Source organism: Lentisphaera profundi, from assembly GCF_028728065.1.
Lineage (GTDB): Bacteria > Verrucomicrobiota > Lentisphaeria > Lentisphaerales > Lentisphaeraceae > Lentisphaera > Lentisphaera profundi.
On the sequence record NZ_CP117812.1, the window covers coordinates 652,801 to 667,363 of the forward strand.

Annotated in this window: 17 protein-coding genes and 2 pseudogenes; 5 read left to right on the forward strand and 14 right to left on the reverse strand. The window is 39.7% G+C overall.

Annotation, left to right across the window (positions count from 1 at the left end; translation table 11 throughout):
* Positions 1-257: 257 nt before the first annotated feature.
* Positions 258-455, reverse strand: a complete 198-nt coding sequence (locus PQO03_RS14150; RefSeq protein WP_274153843.1) for a TIGR02450 family Trp-rich protein — start codon at positions 453-455, stop codon at positions 258-260.
* 126 nt (positions 456-581) lie between these two features.
* Here PQO03_RS14150 and PQO03_RS14155 point away from each other — a divergent pair.
* From PQO03_RS14155 to PQO03_RS14165, 3 genes and pseudogenes are all read left to right on the forward strand, one after another.
* A pseudogene (locus PQO03_RS14155) lies at positions 582-1,879 on the forward strand (cryptochrome/photolyase family protein).
* Between the two features lie 187 nt (positions 1,880-2,066).
* A pseudogene (locus PQO03_RS14160) lies at positions 2,067-2,369 on the forward strand (chalcone isomerase family protein); the annotation flags it as partial.
* The gene (locus tag PQO03_RS14165; RefSeq protein WP_274153844.1) at positions 2,366-3,808 is read left to right on the forward strand and encodes an SDR family oxidoreductase; all 1,443 of its coding nucleotides are present in this window, start codon (positions 2,366-2,368) and stop codon (positions 3,806-3,808) included. The pseudogene PQO03_RS14160 and the gene PQO03_RS14165, both read left to right, overlap by 4 nt.
* Positions 3,809-3,849: 41 nt before the next feature.
* Here the strand turns inward: PQO03_RS14165 and PQO03_RS14170 are convergent, their stop codons facing one another.
* A complete protein-coding gene (locus PQO03_RS14170) occupies positions 3,850-4,251 on the reverse strand; it encodes a BLUF domain-containing protein (protein WP_274153845.1) in 402 nt (133 codons plus the stop codon).
* Positions 4,252-4,495: 244 nt separating this feature from the next.
* On the reverse strand, positions 4,496-4,831 hold the full coding sequence (locus tag PQO03_RS14175) for a DUF6788 family protein (protein ID WP_274150887.1): 336 nt from the start codon (positions 4,829-4,831) through the stop codon (positions 4,496-4,498).
* Between the two features lie 97 nt (positions 4,832-4,928).
* Between PQO03_RS14175 and PQO03_RS14180 the strand changes: the two genes are divergently transcribed.
* Positions 4,929-6,464 carry a transposase gene (locus PQO03_RS14180; protein WP_274150886.1) on the forward strand — a complete coding sequence of 512 codons (1,536 nt, stop codon included), beginning with the start codon at positions 4,929-4,931 and terminating at the stop codon, positions 6,462-6,464.
* A 105-nt stretch (positions 6,465-6,569) separates the two neighbouring features.
* Here the strand turns inward: PQO03_RS14180 and PQO03_RS14185 are convergent, their stop codons facing one another.
* The 3 genes from PQO03_RS14185 to PQO03_RS14195 form a co-directional block, all read right to left on the reverse strand.
* Positions 6,570-7,289, reverse strand: coding sequence for a pirin family protein (locus PQO03_RS14185; protein WP_274153846.1), 720 nt, complete (start codon positions 7,287-7,289; stop codon positions 6,570-6,572).
* 127 nt (positions 7,290-7,416) lie between these two features.
* Positions 7,417-7,866: a DoxX family protein gene (locus tag PQO03_RS14190; protein WP_420792889.1), complete on the reverse strand. Its 450-nt coding sequence runs from the start codon at positions 7,864-7,866 to the stop codon at positions 7,417-7,419.
* 117 nt (positions 7,867-7,983) lie between these two features.
* Positions 7,984-8,964, reverse strand: a complete 981-nt coding sequence (locus PQO03_RS14195) for a glutathione S-transferase family protein (protein ID WP_274153848.1) — start codon at positions 8,962-8,964, stop codon at positions 7,984-7,986.
* 113 nt (positions 8,965-9,077) lie between these two features.
* Here PQO03_RS14195 and PQO03_RS14200 point away from each other — a divergent pair, with 113 nt between their 5' ends.
* On the forward strand, positions 9,078-9,971 hold the full coding sequence (locus tag PQO03_RS14200) for a LysR family transcriptional regulator (protein ID WP_274153849.1): 894 nt from the start codon (positions 9,078-9,080) through the stop codon (positions 9,969-9,971).
* Here the strand turns inward: PQO03_RS14200 and PQO03_RS14205 are convergent.
* Genes PQO03_RS14205 through PQO03_RS14240 form a run of 8 tightly spaced genes read right to left on the reverse strand, consistent with a single transcriptional unit; the run spans position 9,951 to position 14,537 of the window.
* A complete protein-coding gene (locus tag PQO03_RS14205) occupies positions 9,951-10,331 on the reverse strand; it encodes an MAPEG family protein (protein ID WP_274153850.1) in 381 nt (126 codons plus the stop codon). The genes PQO03_RS14200 and PQO03_RS14205 overlap by 21 nt on opposite strands.
* A 9-nt stretch (positions 10,332-10,340) precedes the next feature.
* The gene (locus PQO03_RS14210; protein WP_274153851.1) at positions 10,341-10,955 is read right to left on the reverse strand and encodes a flavin reductase family protein; all 615 of its coding nucleotides are present in this window, start codon (positions 10,953-10,955) and stop codon (positions 10,341-10,343) included.
* A gap of 26 nt (positions 10,956-10,981) precedes the next feature.
* Complete coding sequence (locus PQO03_RS14215; protein ID WP_274153852.1) at positions 10,982-11,545, reverse strand: CIA30 family protein; 564 nt, start codon at positions 11,543-11,545, stop codon at positions 10,982-10,984.
* A gap of 12 nt (positions 11,546-11,557) precedes the next feature.
* The gene (gene folE / locus PQO03_RS14220; protein ID WP_274153853.1) at positions 11,558-12,226 is read right to left on the reverse strand and encodes a GTP cyclohydrolase I FolE; all 669 of its coding nucleotides are present in this window, start codon (positions 12,224-12,226) and stop codon (positions 11,558-11,560) included.
* Positions 12,227-12,239: 13 nt separating this feature from the next.
* Positions 12,240-12,683: an acyl-CoA thioesterase gene (locus PQO03_RS14225; RefSeq protein WP_274153854.1), complete on the reverse strand. Its 444-nt coding sequence runs from the start codon at positions 12,681-12,683 to the stop codon at positions 12,240-12,242.
* A gap of 8 nt (positions 12,684-12,691) precedes the next feature.
* Positions 12,692-13,603, reverse strand: a complete 912-nt coding sequence (locus PQO03_RS14230) for an acyl-CoA desaturase (protein ID WP_274153855.1) — start codon at positions 13,601-13,603, stop codon at positions 12,692-12,694.
* Positions 13,600-14,148 (reverse strand): hypothetical protein, encoded by a 549-nt coding sequence (locus tag PQO03_RS14235; RefSeq protein WP_274153856.1) that lies wholly within the window; start codon positions 14,146-14,148, stop codon positions 13,600-13,602. Before PQO03_RS14235 ends, PQO03_RS14230 begins: the two co-directional genes overlap by 4 nt.
* Positions 14,149-14,153: 5 nt before the next feature.
* The gene (locus PQO03_RS14240) at positions 14,154-14,537 is read right to left on the reverse strand and encodes a DUF4345 family protein (RefSeq protein WP_274153857.1); all 384 of its coding nucleotides are present in this window, start codon (positions 14,535-14,537) and stop codon (positions 14,154-14,156) included.
* Between the last annotated feature and the right edge of the window lie 26 nt (positions 14,538-14,563).

The window sequence follows — 14,563 nt, forward strand, 5'->3', positions numbered from 1 at the left end:
ATGCCAGCTATGCTGATAGAGTTTTTGACTGCGATATATTTTTGCTACCATTTTCAAGATGACTATTTATGGTGGATAAATTTGAGTGCAATAGCTTTAATTTGGTTGTCAACAGCATTTTTAAGTGTGCCCTGTCACAACAAATTATCTCGTGGAAAAGATACAGGAGTGATTAATCGCTTAATCATTTCTAATTGGCCACGAACAATAATTTGGTCAGCAAAGCTAATTGTATTGTGGATGATTATTAGAAAATTTTATTGACTCCATCCACTTTCCCAAATTTCTGGATTCTTGAGGTCGTCCAAGCTGTGAAAATGAATTGAATTATCAATGATAGAGATGAGTTCCACACGCTTTTTTGATTTACTAAAACTAAGTACGCGAAAGTGTCGGCGCCTTTGCTCCACTTGAAGATGTGTCCATTTGCTATTCACGAGGTGTTTAATATCCATGGTGTTTCCTTTTTAGTATAAAAATAGTCGACAAATTAAGCTCTTCAATTAAAATCATTCAAAACGTTCATATTGATTAGGAAAAAGTAATGAAACATAATAAATTAAAAGAAAAAAGGAAATAAGATGATTGCGTATTGGTTTAGAAGAGATTTGCGTTTAAAGGATAATCACGCTCTTTTTCGTGCTTTGAGTGAAAATGCTGAAGTCTTACCAGTTTTCATCTTTGATAGAAGGATTTTAGAGAAATTAGCTAAGAAAGATCGTAGAGTTGATTATATACATCGTCGTTTAAGTGAATTAGATTCTTATTTGCGTTCCAAGGGATTGAGCGGGATACTCGTTCTTCATGGTGATGTTGATAAGTGTTGGCAAAAAATTCATGAAGAATATGATTTAGAGGGAGTTTATTGTAATCGTGATTATGAACCGAATGCAATAGATCGCGATTTTCGCCTTGAAGAGTATCTAAGAGCAAAGGGCTCCTATCTGAAGAGCTTCAAGGATCAAGTGATTTTTGAAGAATCCGACATTCTTAAATCTGATAAGACACCCTATACGATTTATACTCCATACAAAAAACAGTGGCTAAATCATTTTGATGATAGTTTAGTAGAAGCCTATCCAAGTGAGAAACATTTAAAGAATATGAGTCGTAAACAGATTCCTGAAATGCCAAGTTTAGCAAACTTAGGATTTGAAAAGAGTGATTTAATTGAACCACCTATGGAAATTAATGAGAGTTTTGTAAAAGACTACGACCAGGTACGTGATTTTCCTGCACTCAATAAAACGAGTCGTCTTTCTGTCGCTTTACGCTTTGGTACTGTGAGTGTGAGATTCTTAGTACGCCGAGCTCGAGTTCTGAATGAAACGTGGCTAAGTGAACTGATTTGGCGTGAATTTTTCATGATGATTATAAGTCATTTTCCCGACTCAAGTCATGAGGAGTTTAAACAGAAGTACAGTAAAATTAAGTGGCGTAATGATGAAGAGGAATTTGCCTTGTGGTGTGCGGGTAAAACAGGCTATGAATTAGTGGATGCGGGAATGCGAGAACTCAATGAAACAGGCTTTATGCATAATAGAGTGCGCATGGTAGTGGCCTCATTTCTGGTAAAACACTTACTCATTGATTGGCGTTGGGGGAGCGTTATTTCGCTAAAAAATTACTGGATTATGATTTGTCTGCTAATGTGGGTAACTGGCAGTGGGCGGCAGGAACTGGCTGTGATGCGGCCCCATACTTTCGAGTTTTTAATCCCTATACCCAAGCAGAAAAATTTGATAAAAAGCGCGAGTATATTAAACGTTGGGTTCCCGAAGTGGATACAGTTTTATATCCCCAAGTCATGCTTGATCATAAAGAAGGACGTGAACGAGCCTTACGTGTTTATAAAGAAGGCTTGGCATTATATGATTAAGTTATTATTATTATTTATGTTTTGCTTGAGTTTAAATGGGCAAAGTAGCAAATTCAATTTTGATAAACGCGATTATCAAGTTTTCAGTGAATTAGACTTTACCTGGTATTTTTTCGATGTTTACCATGTTAAAGTGTGGACGACGGATAATGAATTCCCCGATTATGTGAAGCCATTTATTATGACTTATGAATATCGCAGAGACATAAAAGCGAAAGATTTGATAAAGACGAGTCAAGAAGAATGGGATAGATTAAAACTGTGTACTCTGACACAAAGTAAGTTGTGGGCAGATCAATTAAGTAAGATTTGGCCAGATATCAGTTCAGGCGATTCATTAAGCGCATGGTTCGATGGAGAAAATACGCATTTTTATCAGCAAGAAAAATTCTTAGGGAAAGTATCCAATAAAGATTTTAGTCGGGCCTTTTTTCAGATTTGGCTCCATAAAAAATCACAAACATCTGAATTGCGAAAGGGCTTAAAATGAAAATTCTTATTACAGGTGCAAGCGGATATATAGGCGGACATTTAATTTCTCACTTAGATGAGTATGAACGTCGGTGTTTTATGCGTAGTAAACGAGTTTATTTGGAGAATCAACACCCCGAAGTCGAGTTCTGTTATGGTGATGCGGGTTCCAAAGAAGAGGTAAGAAAAGCCTGTGAAGGAATCGACGTGGTATACTATCTCATTCATGCGATGGGTAGTGCTGGAGATTTCTCTGTAGAAGATCGTTTATATGCACAAAATTTTGCAGATGCCGCACGTGAATGTGGTGTAAAACGAATTGTGTACTTGGGTGGCTTAGTTAATTCCACAGATGGGATGTCGCTGCACATGGCAAGTCGCTGTGAAGTTGGTGATATATTGCGTGCCAGTGGCGTACAAGCCATTGAACTTCGTGCCTCTATTATCCTTGGTGCCGGGAGTTTAAGTTTTGAATTGGTACGGGCTTTAGTTGAGCATTTGCCAATGATGATTTGTCCTCGTTGGGTGAGATCTGCGAGCCAACCAATTTACATAGGGGATTTACTTATATTTTTAAAACTGGTGATTGATAGTGATTGTCAGGGCAATCAAATTTATGAAGTGGGTGGGCCGGAACAAAGTTCCTACAAAGAAATTTTACTTACCTATGCACATTTACGTGGCTTAAAGCGTTATTTGATTCCCGTACCTGTATTGACTCCACACCTATCTGGACTTTGGTTGGGTTTGGTGACTCCGGTATATGCTCGAGTAGGGCGAAAGATTGTCGATAGCCTTCGTCATGATAGTATTATCACCCAACAAGATGCCAGTAAAATTTTTGATGTAAAATGCCTTAATTTGAGAGCTTCACTCGAGCAGACGATTAAAGCAGAAGATGAAAATTACCAAAAAATTCGTTGGAATGATGCCATGGCTTCTGCTGGGGTTCAAAAAGTGGATTGGCGCGGTGTTCAATTTGGGAATCGCTTGGTAGATTCACGTACTTTTAAAGTGAAAGCGAGTCTAGAAGATAGTTTTCGCCCAATACGGGAATTGGGAGGTTCCAATGGCTGGTATTATGGTGATTGGCTCTGGGCTTGCCGTGGTTGGCTTGATTTATTGTGTGGAGGACCTGGTATGAGACGAGGTCGAAGAGATCAAGATAATTTGCATGTGGGAGATGTGATCGACTTCTGGCGCGTTGAAGATATTGTCGATAATGAAAAACTCTTACTCTTTGCAGAAATGAAATTGCCTGGACGAGCTTGGTTGGAGTACGAGGTTAAGGAAATAGGAAATGGAGAAGTAGAAATACGGCAAACCGCAATTTTTGATCCCGTTGGAATTTTGGGAGTACTTTATTGGTATTCAGTAGCGCCTTTACATCACTTTGTGTTTGGCGGTCTTTTGAAAGCAATAGCAGATAAAGCTAGCAGTACTTTAAGAGATAAATAATTTATGGCTGCGGGGAAAAATGATCGTAGCCAAATTTTTTCTTAATTCTGATAGAAAGATGAAAGGAAATTCAGGGCAGTGAAGCCTTGATTGAAATCATTCTTGTCAGAGAAAAAACTATCGGGATCAACATGACCATCGGCTAAGTTTGAAGAGAGATTTTTGAAGCCCATGGACCAATCAGCAAAACAACGCTCTGGAATTTCTTTGCGTGAGAGTACTAAAATTTCGTCATGTCGCTTATCTTTAGAAATGATGGTGAAGACCTTCTCTATATCTTCTTGCTTACCCTCGAGTGCCTGCATAAATTCGCCATTTTTATAAATGAGCATTCCACTAATATTCTTCTGTGAATTATTAGGTCGTGAAATTTTAAGGATAGCCTCAAGGTCCTGAGGGGCCATTGGACTCGTAGCACGGCTAATATAAATGAGGGTGAACACGGTAATAACTCCTAAGCAATTTCCAAAAATATACCCGAGTATAGACAAAGCTCAACTGTAATGTCTGATTGTCAATGATAATATTTTTGAGGGCATAGAAGTGATCGAGAGATTTTGTGGAGTCACAGTTCTGTGGGAAAGCTTTGTTACCTAGCTGATTTCTAAATAAAAATTCCTCGGCTAGAGCTTCCAGAAACCACCTGATAAAAGATATATGTTCAGTATTAGGGCTAAAGCCTGGCTTTTATACACTTTTTTGAAGAGCTAATAATTCGAGGGAAAGGTCTATCCATTCACCAGTCAATTGTTTAAGTTTTTTATAGTTGTGAATTTGCTCTGAAACATTGTGTAGATCTGCTTCTTTTATGAACTGTGTATATCCTTTGCCTTTTCTCCTATAACTAAGCTTATGATATGGCCCATGCTTTTGGGGATCCTGCTTGTCTTTACACTTACAGCTGGGGTTTCCACACACATTATATTGTTGTGAAATACTTCCAGGTCGGAGTTCTCCTAGTTCAGAGATTTCCTGTTTTATTCTTTCGATTCGTGCTTTTATTTCCTGATCAGTTTTACTCATTATAAAGCCCCTTTTATTCGTTGAAATAATTACCGATATCACTATAGTGATATCGGTAATTATTTCAATATAAATCAATCGATGGAAGGTGATTAAAATGATAGCGGAAAAAGAACTGGAGCTATGGCATGAACTTGCTCAAAAAGTTGGGATGAAACATCTTTCTACGAAGAAGGCTTTTCTACGTCAGCTGGAGCTATATAGCAACTCACCTACGGGATCATCATGTCAAATAGCGGGTAGGTCCCCAAGTACTCTTCCTTGGAGTGAAGTTATTTCTACGTATCGTTTTATGGATAATGAAAATATTAGTTTAAAGGCTTTGCGTAGTTTTCGTCGTGAGCTCAGCTTAGCACATCACCCCAAAGGAAGTGATGTACTAGTCATGAACGATATTTCATTATTAGACTATTATCATCACACTACCAAGGAAGATCGACGAGCTATTGGTGACGGCAAAGGGAAAGGTTATGAGTATGTTTGTAACCTTGCGGTCAACCCAAGTGATGGAGGTGTCCTAGGCGTTCTTCACGATTGTCTAGTTAACTGTGATGGGCCTGACGATGTGGATATGGTGGATTATTCAGATTCGTATCTGAAGAAATATCTGAGCACAGATGATTTAGAAGAAATCAAAGAAAACCATAAACACCAAATGGTCTCTCATATTCGCGCTAGTGCAGAGCACTTGAAAGAGTGGAACCCAATTCATGTAGGAGATCGGGAGTTTGATGATATTTTTATCATGTTAGCCACGATGGATAAAAACCATGATTTTGTACTGCGAGCCAAGAGTATTCGGAATGTTCAAACACCAAATTTTGACGCGTTACCTGAATCCGCTCTTGTAAAAAAACAGGGTGGACATCCCATGAAAGATGGATATGTCTGTACAAAAATTAGTGAACTTATCAAGTATATCCCACTCAGTCCTTATAAGGAATTGCCCTTAGATGGACGCGGTCGAGTAACGGAGCAGATAAATGCTAAACGTAACGCGCAATTACATATAGGCAGTGTACCAATCAGCTTATATCGTCAGGCCAAACGAAATCATAAATATATAAAAACCCCGCAAGCAGTAGATGTCAATTTAGTTGTTATCAAAGAACTTAACCCTCCTGAAGGTGAAGAACCTTTGTTGTGGATTCTTTTTACAAACAGGGATGTAGATACCTTAGAAAAAATGACCTATATTGGAAAAATTTATGAATTGAGGTGGAAAATTGAGGAATTTTTTCGCCTCTTAAAGACCACTTATAAATTGGAGCAAGCACGCTATAATTCAGCTTCCAAAGTCGCCCGTTACCTAGTTTTAATAACTATTGCAGCTCAAATGACCATGAAACTCCGAAGTCTTGCGGGTATTAGTCAATCAGCTTCTCTCGACGATGAGGAATACCATAAAGTCAAAGAAGCCATGAAACACCCAAATGATGATAAGATCGACATCAATTTGAGACTCTTTGCTCTTATCGCTCGTAGAGGCGGTTGGTTAGGACGAAGGCGAGACCCCATTGGTTCAACAATTTTATCCAGGGGTATGATGGATGTCTTGACCGTATTGCAATTTCAACAAGAACACAAAGACTTGTTAAATGAACTGCAAAATAATCCTCAAAATATCTTTTAACCTAGCCCTTCAAAAAAGTGTATAAAAGCCAGGGCTAAAGCCCAGGCTAGACTTCGCAACTTGGATTGATTTTGAATTCTCCAATATATAAAAAACACTGCTTTTTCATGCGGTTCTTACAAGATCGACAAAATCAAAAAACAGCAATTCAGCATCTTGATTAGCAGCGATATTTAACTCGCCCGAGCCCTTGATGGCGGCACTATCGCCGGCCTGTAAGAGCCGTCCATTGAGCCTTAGTTCACCACTTGCGAGCTGTAACCATGCTTTACGTCCTTGAGGAAGTTGATAGTTAAGTGATTTTCCAGCTTCAATTAGAGCCGCATAAAGGTCGACGTCCTGGCGGATAGAGAATGATTCACCTCGTCCATTAGCAGAAGCGAGTAATTGCCATTTTCCATCTCGGTCTTCTCGGTCAAAATGTCTTTGTAGGTAGCGCGGTTCGGTATTTTTTTCATTTGGAAGAATCCATATTTGAAAGATGTGGACGGGTTCTGCCTTGGATGAATTAAATTCGCTGTGGGTAATGCCACTGCCGGCGCTCATGTACTGTACATCTCCGGGTCGAAGTATACCTCCGTTTGCCATAGAATCCTCATGTTTGAGTCCTCCGGAAAGTACGTATGAAATAATTTCGGCATTATGATGAGAATGCAGGCCGAATCCTTCTCCGGCTTGAATAATATCCTCATTGAGGACCCTTAAAGGTCCAAAGTGCATGTGCTTTGGATCATAGTAATTGGCGAATGAAAAGCTGTGTTTTGCTTGTAACCAACCGTGGTCAGCCTGACCCCGTTCGGCGGATTTACGTATGGTAATATTCATAGTTGCTATCCTTTTTAAGTAGTGCTTATTGTTCGTCTTGAGGTAGAGATTTTCGACTTTCTATTCACTTGATATGTATTGAATTTGACTGGTTTAGTAGAGCGTAGAACGCTCTACTGAATCGTACTTAAAGTGCTTGTCTTTTTCTCAAAAAAGCATCCAAAGAGAATTTTCCTGCCCCGCTAATAAGTAGACTGAACATCATACCGATATATAGTAAGTGATACTCAATACCTTCTCCGCTCTGATTTCCGAACCAGTTAATAAAGAAACCATTTCCTAAATGCATTTTTAAAGCTCCGAACATGATAATGGCCTGGCTCGCAGCGACGAAACGGGTAGCGATTCCGGCGACTAACATCAGTGAGCCAATTGATTCTCCGATAATCACTAGAAAAGCTATTAGGGCGGGTAGTCCGGCACCTTCAGTCATAAATTTCATTGTGCCTTCAAAGCCATAGCCTCCGAACCATCCAAAGAGCTTTTGTGCTCCGTGAGCGAACATCACTATGCCAGCCATAGTTCTGATAGTTACAGGAGCCCAACAATCTTCAGTATTAATGAGTTTTAAGAGTATTTTTTTCATGATATGTTCCTTTTTGTGTGGGTGATTATTTATAATAAAGACAATATTTGATATATAGGGTTACTCGTGGAATCCATGTTAAGTCCGGCCATGGATATGAGTGCTAGATTATTTTATCGACTCGCGATTATGCGCTTCAAGAAAATTAATATTAGGACCACTTGGCACGATGCCTGTAGGATTTATCGTAGCATGGCTTTCATAATAATGCTTTTTGATATGATCCATAAAGACGGTGTCTTGGATGCCTGTTATTTGATAGAGTTCACGGGTGTAGTTCCAAAGATTTGGGTAATCCGCCAAGCGGCGAATATTACATTTGAAGTGACCTACATAAACGGCATCGAAACGCACCAGAGTTGTGAATAAGCGCCAGTCGGCTTCCGTTATTTTTTCACCTACTAAGTAGCGAGTTTTACTAAGGTCCCCTTCGAGTTTATCGAGGTGAGTAAACAAGTTCTGTACAGCGTCTTCGTAGGAGTCTTGTGTGGTAGCAAAGCCAGCTTTGTAGACGCCGTTATTGACATTGTGATAGATGCTTTCATTTATGGTGTCGATTTCTCCTTGTAAGTCATTGGGATAGTAATCACCAGGAAGTGCTCCTATCTCGTCAAATGCGCTATTGAAAATACGGATAATTTCTGACGACTCATTATTGACGATGGTTTTGGTTTTCTTATCCCAGAGGATAGGAACGGTAACACGACCAGTATAACTTGGGTCTGCCGCGGTGTAGATTTGGTGGAGTAAGTCGGCATTATTTATTGCGTCAGGAATGACACCTTCACCATCAGCAAAGGTCCAACCTTTATCAGCCATATACCAATGGACCACGGAAATAGAGATCATATCTTCGAGACCTTTAAGTTTGCGAAAGATGATTGCTCTATGAGCCCAGGGACAAGCGTAAGAAAGGTAAAGATGATAACGTCCAGCTTCAGCTTTGAAGCCTCCCGTACCACTGGGGCCAGGAGAGCCGTCTTTTGTTACCCAATTACGAAATTGGGATTCAGCACGTACAAAACGTCCTTGTGAAGATTTTGTATCATACCATTGATCTTTCCATTGACCGTCGATTAATAAACCCATTTTGTTATTCCTTCATTTATATTCATTGTTGATCTAACTAAATTGACTTTAAGGGGCTTTGATATAAAGTAAATATATCGTTTTTTAACTTAAAGTATTAATAATATTTATATATGACTTTAGATCAACTAGAAATACTCGAAGCAGTAGTGAGCACCGGTAGCTTCCGCGCAGCGGCAGATCAACTTGGGCGAACTCAGCCGGCAATTAGTATTGCTGTGAAGAAACTCGAAGATGAACTTAAACTACAGATTTTTGTACGCTCTCACCGTCATACTCAACTGACTCCTGCGGGAGAGAGGATTTTTGAAGAGGCTCGCTATATCCTGAAGGGTAGTCAGCGCCTGAAAGACCTTAGTCGTTATTTAAATTCTGAAAACGAGCCAGTCTTACGTCTCGCGGTAGATGTCGTGAGTCCCCTGAATCAATTACTGCCATCATTACGCAGTTTCTTTTCTATGCATAAGCAGACGCAGCTTGATTTGAGTTTTGAAGTTCTCGGTGGGGTGATTGAAAAACTGGAACAAGAAAAAGCTGACTTGGTAATAAGTAATTTAAGTTCTACACAAACAAAAGTAGAAAGTTTACCAATTTGGGAGGTAGAGATGATACCAGTTTGTGCGCCCGCTTATATGGACTTGCAAGGGAATGGTTTTATAGAGGAAGTAAAGCTTCGCGATTACACCCAGATTGTCATTAGTGAAACCTCTGAGGCGCGTAGTTCTCGACAAAGTATTTTAGATGGAGCTCATCAGTGGTATGTATCGAGCTTGGAAATTAAGTATGAACTAATTCTAGCGGGAATGGGATGGGGTAGTATGCCTCGAGATAAAGTGGCTGATGATCTAGCTAAAGGAAAATTATTATCACTTCATAGCGAGAATCTCAATTCACAAAATATACCTTTTTATATGTTTCGCCGTCAAGATAAGTTACATGGACCTGTGGCGACGGCTCTTTGGAGTCATTTTCTTGATCAAGTTGAACTAAGACCAGAAACCACCTGATAAAAGATATATATTCAAAATTAGGGCTAAAGCCCAGGCTAGACTTCGTAACTTAGATAGATTTTGAATGTAAAAATATCCATAGAGTAGGCGAAGACCACAAAAAGTGAGAGCCGCCGTATCAAGATAAACTTGATTTAAACCGACTAAGTGTGCAATGATCACTCCCGCGCAGAAAGGAGCCATAGCTTCAAGAGAATTTTGATGCGCCCAATGAGCCCGTTGTGCTTTACCGCTAAGTGAATTTAAATAAATTCGCGGTTGTTGATTATCATAGCCAGCTCGAGCAAACTTTGCATAAGCAACAAAAGCATAGCTGATGAGCAAGTAAATGAGGATGGAGCTGTAGCCGATAGTCATCTTAATCGTTTAGGCTTTAGGATACGCAAGGCGTGAAATTTCACTAGTGCTATGATAGGTATCTAAGCCACTCACTGTTATGCTGCGAGCTTTCTCGATGTCTAAAGAGCCATCCTCACGGACGATCTCATTTGGCATCATGACTTCAATGACTTGTCCAATAAGGAGGTGAGTTCCATTAGCTTGAATCGTAATTTCTTCTTTTAATTCTAAGCCTATTTGGATACTGGATTGTTCGACATAGGGAGCTGAAATAGAACCATAATATGGACTAAGACCGGTAGCTTTAAATTCAGATATATCTGCAGGGTATCGGGCGGCACATTGATGCGCGGCTTTGAAAAAATCAGCTGTAATATGATTAAGAGTCCAAAATTTAGTCTCACGAATATTTTTCAGGGTATCACGAGTGACGGTGTCGGGACGCATGACCATGCCCATGAGAACGGGATTGGCGCCGATATGAACGACCGAACTTATGGGCGCTAAATTAGTCATTCCATCAGTAGAGATGGTGCCTGCAAGGCATAGACTTTTGAACCCGCTCAAAGAATTGACGAAGTTGGTTCGGTATCGTTTTTCCATAGTTTGGAAATCATCTTTACTAATAAGCTGTTGTGACATATTAATGCTAACCTTGTAATAGTTTTTTATAAGTGAGAAATTGATTCTATCAATAATTTGAAAGAGCCTGGTTTTTTATCAGCCAATAAGAAAGAAATCTGCTGTATATCTTGAGCTTTAGGTGCTGTGTAAGAAGGCATGTGACGTCCTCGAAATGTAGATTTCATGTCCGCAATAGGAATCGAAATGTCTAGCCACTGATTAGCCACAGTCGCAAAATCATACTTATAGGAAATACCATCAAATTTATTACTTGCACGTACGCGAAACTGATAAGTTCGACCATCCCCTTTAATACGAAGATGAATATGAGAGCTGGTCTTCATAGGATTCGTTTTAAGTTGATGACGGATAGATGCAAAGCCACCATTATTTTCGAGTGAAAGTGAACCACTAAAAATTCCTTTGTTATCTTTGGTGCTAAAGCTACCAGAAGATATGCCACCCATGACACCATCATTAACTGCCGACCAATCGGCAATTTTAACTGTACTGAAATCAATGAGTATCTGAGCTTCTTTTTTATCTGTAGCCATGGTGCTGAGGGATCCTAAAATAAGTAAACTAAAAATGTTAATAAGATTTTTCATTAGATGATTTCCTTAATTTTTAAGAAGAGAAAGGAATTCACTGCGAGTCGCAGGATTAGATTTAAACTTACCTCCAAGCTTCGACGTGTAAGTATGAGAGGAGCTATCTTCAACACCGCGAGCTTTCACACAATAATGTGTGGCATCGATCACTACGGCAACATCTTGCGTATCGAGTATGTATGATAAGGCATGGAAAATCTGATGATTCAGACGTTCTTGAACTTGTGGACGTCGACTAAAGTAATTGACAATACGATTAATTTTACTGAGCCCGAGTACTTTTCCATTGGGGATGTAAGCGACATGAGCAAAACCATCGATGGTAACAAAGTGATGTTCACAATTGGACATGACTTTTATGTCTCGAACGAGTACCATCTCGTCATAATTTATTTTATTATCAATAGTGGTACACTTCGGGAAATGAGCTGGATTGAGTCCGCAAAAGAGTTCGTTTACATACATTTTAGCCACTCGATTGGGGGAATCATGGAGGCTATCGTCACTCAGGTCTAAACCAAGTGTTTCCATTATCTCCTTGAAGTGTGAGGCGATTTTTTTAATCTTCTGAGCATCGCTCATGCTTGAAGGCTTCAAGGGTGTATTTTGGCCTTGTTGTTTGAGGAATTCTTCGAGTTCAAGACCAAGGGTAGGGTTGTTTTTTTGTAATGTAGACATGGCGGACTCCTTTTTATTCACAAGTTGAGATTTTATTTAAAAAACGATCGGGGATAGGGATAGCTTCTGGATTGCTTTCACCATCACTACTATAGAGGCAGCAAATAGCAGAATAACTGCCTTTGAGAACAAGCTCTTCAGAGCTAGGGTTTATCTTGTATATTTCAACTGAATAGATAATGCCTGCGGAGCGAATTTTTTTAATACTCAGATCAACGCGGACTTGATCGCGAAAGCGCAGTGGTCGGAGAAATTTCACGTTCATCTCTGCGCGTGGCCATCCGGTACCTTTATTATTTTCATCAAATTCACCGACGACGGGTTCATCAATCGCTTCAAAAAAAGCATACTCAGTTTCTTCGATCCAGTGGAAATAATTTGAATGATGAACAATGGCTCCAAGATCGGTTTCGTGGAGTCGGACGGTAAAGTGTTTAGAATGAGAAGAAATTTTCATAGTATTCCTTAAAGTTGTTTTTTAATATGATTAGGTAATTCTTTGAAACTGTGTACTAAGCCTACTTTTTTCATGGCACATAATATCCAATAAGTAGGATCAAATTCATTAGGTCGAAAACCTTGGCGAATAGTGTTGGGGTAAAAGTGATGATTATTGTGCCAGCCTTCGCCTAAGGTGATTATTGCCAAATAGGGATTGTTGCGGCTGTGATCGTCAGTTTTGAAGGGACGTGAGCCAAATTTGTGTGAGAGCGAATTAATGACAAAGGTTCCGTGGTAAAGAATAACCGTTGAGACAAAGAAACCCCAAACAAGGGCTTGTAGACAAGAGAGCCCGAGGACAGGAAAATAGTTTTCACAAATCCAGCCAAAACCAGCTATGAGCGAGGCGTATATAACTGGAGCAATCCAGTCATAGCGATTGAGTAACTCCAATTCTTTAAACTTGAGCCAATCACGAACAAAACGCTTATTGGTCGGAAAGTTCTTCTGACAGAGGAACCAACCCATATGGCTCCACCAAAAGTTGTGTTGAACGGGTGAATGCGAATCATCGGGTTTATCTGAGTGATTATGGTGCTGGCGATGATGAGCTGCCCACCAAAGAGGTCCTCTCTGTGTGCTGGAACAGCCAAGAAATGCAAAAAAGAATTGTACGCCTCGTCCTGCTTTGAAAGTTTTGTGCGAGAAGTAACGGTGATAAAATCCGGTGATGGCAAACATGCGAATGAAATAGGAGAATATGCAGAGAAGCAATGCCGCCCAAGAAAAACCTACATAAAAGACGGCAAAGACCGAGAGATGCATAAGTATAAAGGGAAAGATACGTGCAAAATCAATCTTTTCTGAGTCACTCATTTTTGCATCGAGAGCATCACTATCAATTAAAGTGTTTATGTATGTGAAAATGGCTTTCATAAGTTTGAATCACCTATAAATTTCTGCCATTTTTCTGAGGAGTAACGGCCATCTATACTATCGAGGATATTACCATTGGAATCCAAGAGGTAGACATAGATAATTTCTTCATTTATTATCCCCAAATGTTTTTTAAATGGATCTTTGTCAATATGAAGTGTAATCACACTTGCGCGCATAGTATCATCTTTTATGCCGCCTCTCATACCGCGATAAATCCACCAGCGGATAGGACTACTTAGTTTTGATATTGTAGGGATCTCGTAATAAGCAAGATTGGGATTTTGCTCTAATAAGGGACCAATCTCTGCATAGTATTCATCAACCCAGGCTTGTTGTTCACGCTTGAAAGCCACAATAGCAATTGTTTTTTCCGCACTTAGGCAATCAGGGAATTGTTTCTCATCTCCATGGAGATTCATGCCACCAACTTGTGGGAATTGATCATCACCCATTTTGACGACTTCACTTGTTCCGACACATGAAGGTGTCAACAGGAGTAAGCAGAGGACTGAAAGACTTAGTAGTAAGATGTATTTTTTCATGAGCATTATTTCCTTGATTTGAATTGTAGAAGCGACCACCATGACAGGAGGCCTAGAGTGATTTCGAGAATGAGGTAGTAATGATGCCAGCCCAAAAAGCCAGCAAGGGCAACTCCAATAATTCTACCACCAGCAAAACCGATAAATGAAATTAATGAGATGTAGGCTGCAGTTATAGGTTCTTTTTTGAGTAAAAATATGATACCAAGTCCAATAGCTACTTCGAGCCCGCCATAGATAGCTCGTATCTCAATAAGGGCTTCTGGTGAAAGATTCACAAAACCTAAGCCCTTAGAGAATGAGGCTGGATCTACGAAAAACATAATACCAAAGCAAAGGTAAATGGTGGCGATCATAAGTAGTGAAAATCGTGCAATTTTTGTCTTCATGGTCTTTTTTGAAACTCCTAAAACGT

What these genes read in the sequence shown, in the direction of transcription:
- PQO03_RS14150 (WP_274153843.1), bottom strand. Translation starts at nt 455, where the DNA reads ATGGATATTAAACACCTCGTGAATAGCAAATGGACACATCTTCAAGTG.
- PQO03_RS14165 (WP_274153844.1), top strand. Translation starts at nt 2,366, where the DNA reads ATGAAAATTCTTATTACAGGTGCAAGCGGATATATAGGCGGACATTTA.
- PQO03_RS14175 (WP_274150887.1), bottom strand. Translation starts at nt 4,831, where the DNA reads ATGAGTAAAACTGATCAGGAAATAAAAGCACGAATCGAAAGAATAAAA.
- PQO03_RS14180 (WP_274150886.1), top strand. Translation starts at nt 4,929, where the DNA reads ATGATAGCGGAAAAAGAACTGGAGCTATGGCATGAACTTGCTCAAAAA.
- PQO03_RS14185 (WP_274153846.1), bottom strand. Translation starts at nt 7,289, where the DNA reads ATGAATATTACCATACGTAAATCCGCCGAACGGGGTCAGGCTGACCAC.
- PQO03_RS14195 (WP_274153848.1), bottom strand. Translation starts at nt 8,964, where the DNA reads ATGGGTTTATTAATCGACGGTCAATGGAAAGATCAATGGTATGATACA.
- PQO03_RS14200 (WP_274153849.1), top strand. Translation starts at nt 9,078, where the DNA reads ATGACTTTAGATCAACTAGAAATACTCGAAGCAGTAGTGAGCACCGGT.
- PQO03_RS14205 (WP_274153850.1), bottom strand. Translation starts at nt 10,331, where the DNA reads ATGACTATCGGCTACAGCTCCATCCTCATTTACTTGCTCATCAGCTAT.
- PQO03_RS14210 (WP_274153851.1), bottom strand. Translation starts at nt 10,955, where the DNA reads ATGTCACAACAGCTTATTAGTAAAGATGATTTCCAAACTATGGAAAAA.
- PQO03_RS14215 (WP_274153852.1), bottom strand. Translation starts at nt 11,545, where the DNA reads ATGAAAAATCTTATTAACATTTTTAGTTTACTTATTTTAGGATCCCTC.
- folE (WP_274153853.1), bottom strand. Translation starts at nt 12,226, where the DNA reads ATGTCTACATTACAAAAAAACAACCCTACCCTTGGTCTTGAACTCGAA.
- PQO03_RS14225 (WP_274153854.1), bottom strand. Translation starts at nt 12,683, where the DNA reads ATGAAAATTTCTTCTCATTCTAAACACTTTACCGTCCGACTCCACGAA.
- PQO03_RS14230 (WP_274153855.1), bottom strand. Translation starts at nt 13,603, where the DNA reads ATGAAAGCCATTTTCACATACATAAACACTTTAATTGATAGTGATGCT.
- PQO03_RS14235 (WP_274153856.1), bottom strand. Translation starts at nt 14,148, where the DNA reads ATGAAAAAATACATCTTACTACTAAGTCTTTCAGTCCTCTGCTTACTC.
- PQO03_RS14240 (WP_274153857.1), bottom strand. Translation starts at nt 14,537, where the DNA reads ATGAAGACAAAAATTGCACGATTTTCACTACTTATGATCGCCACCATT.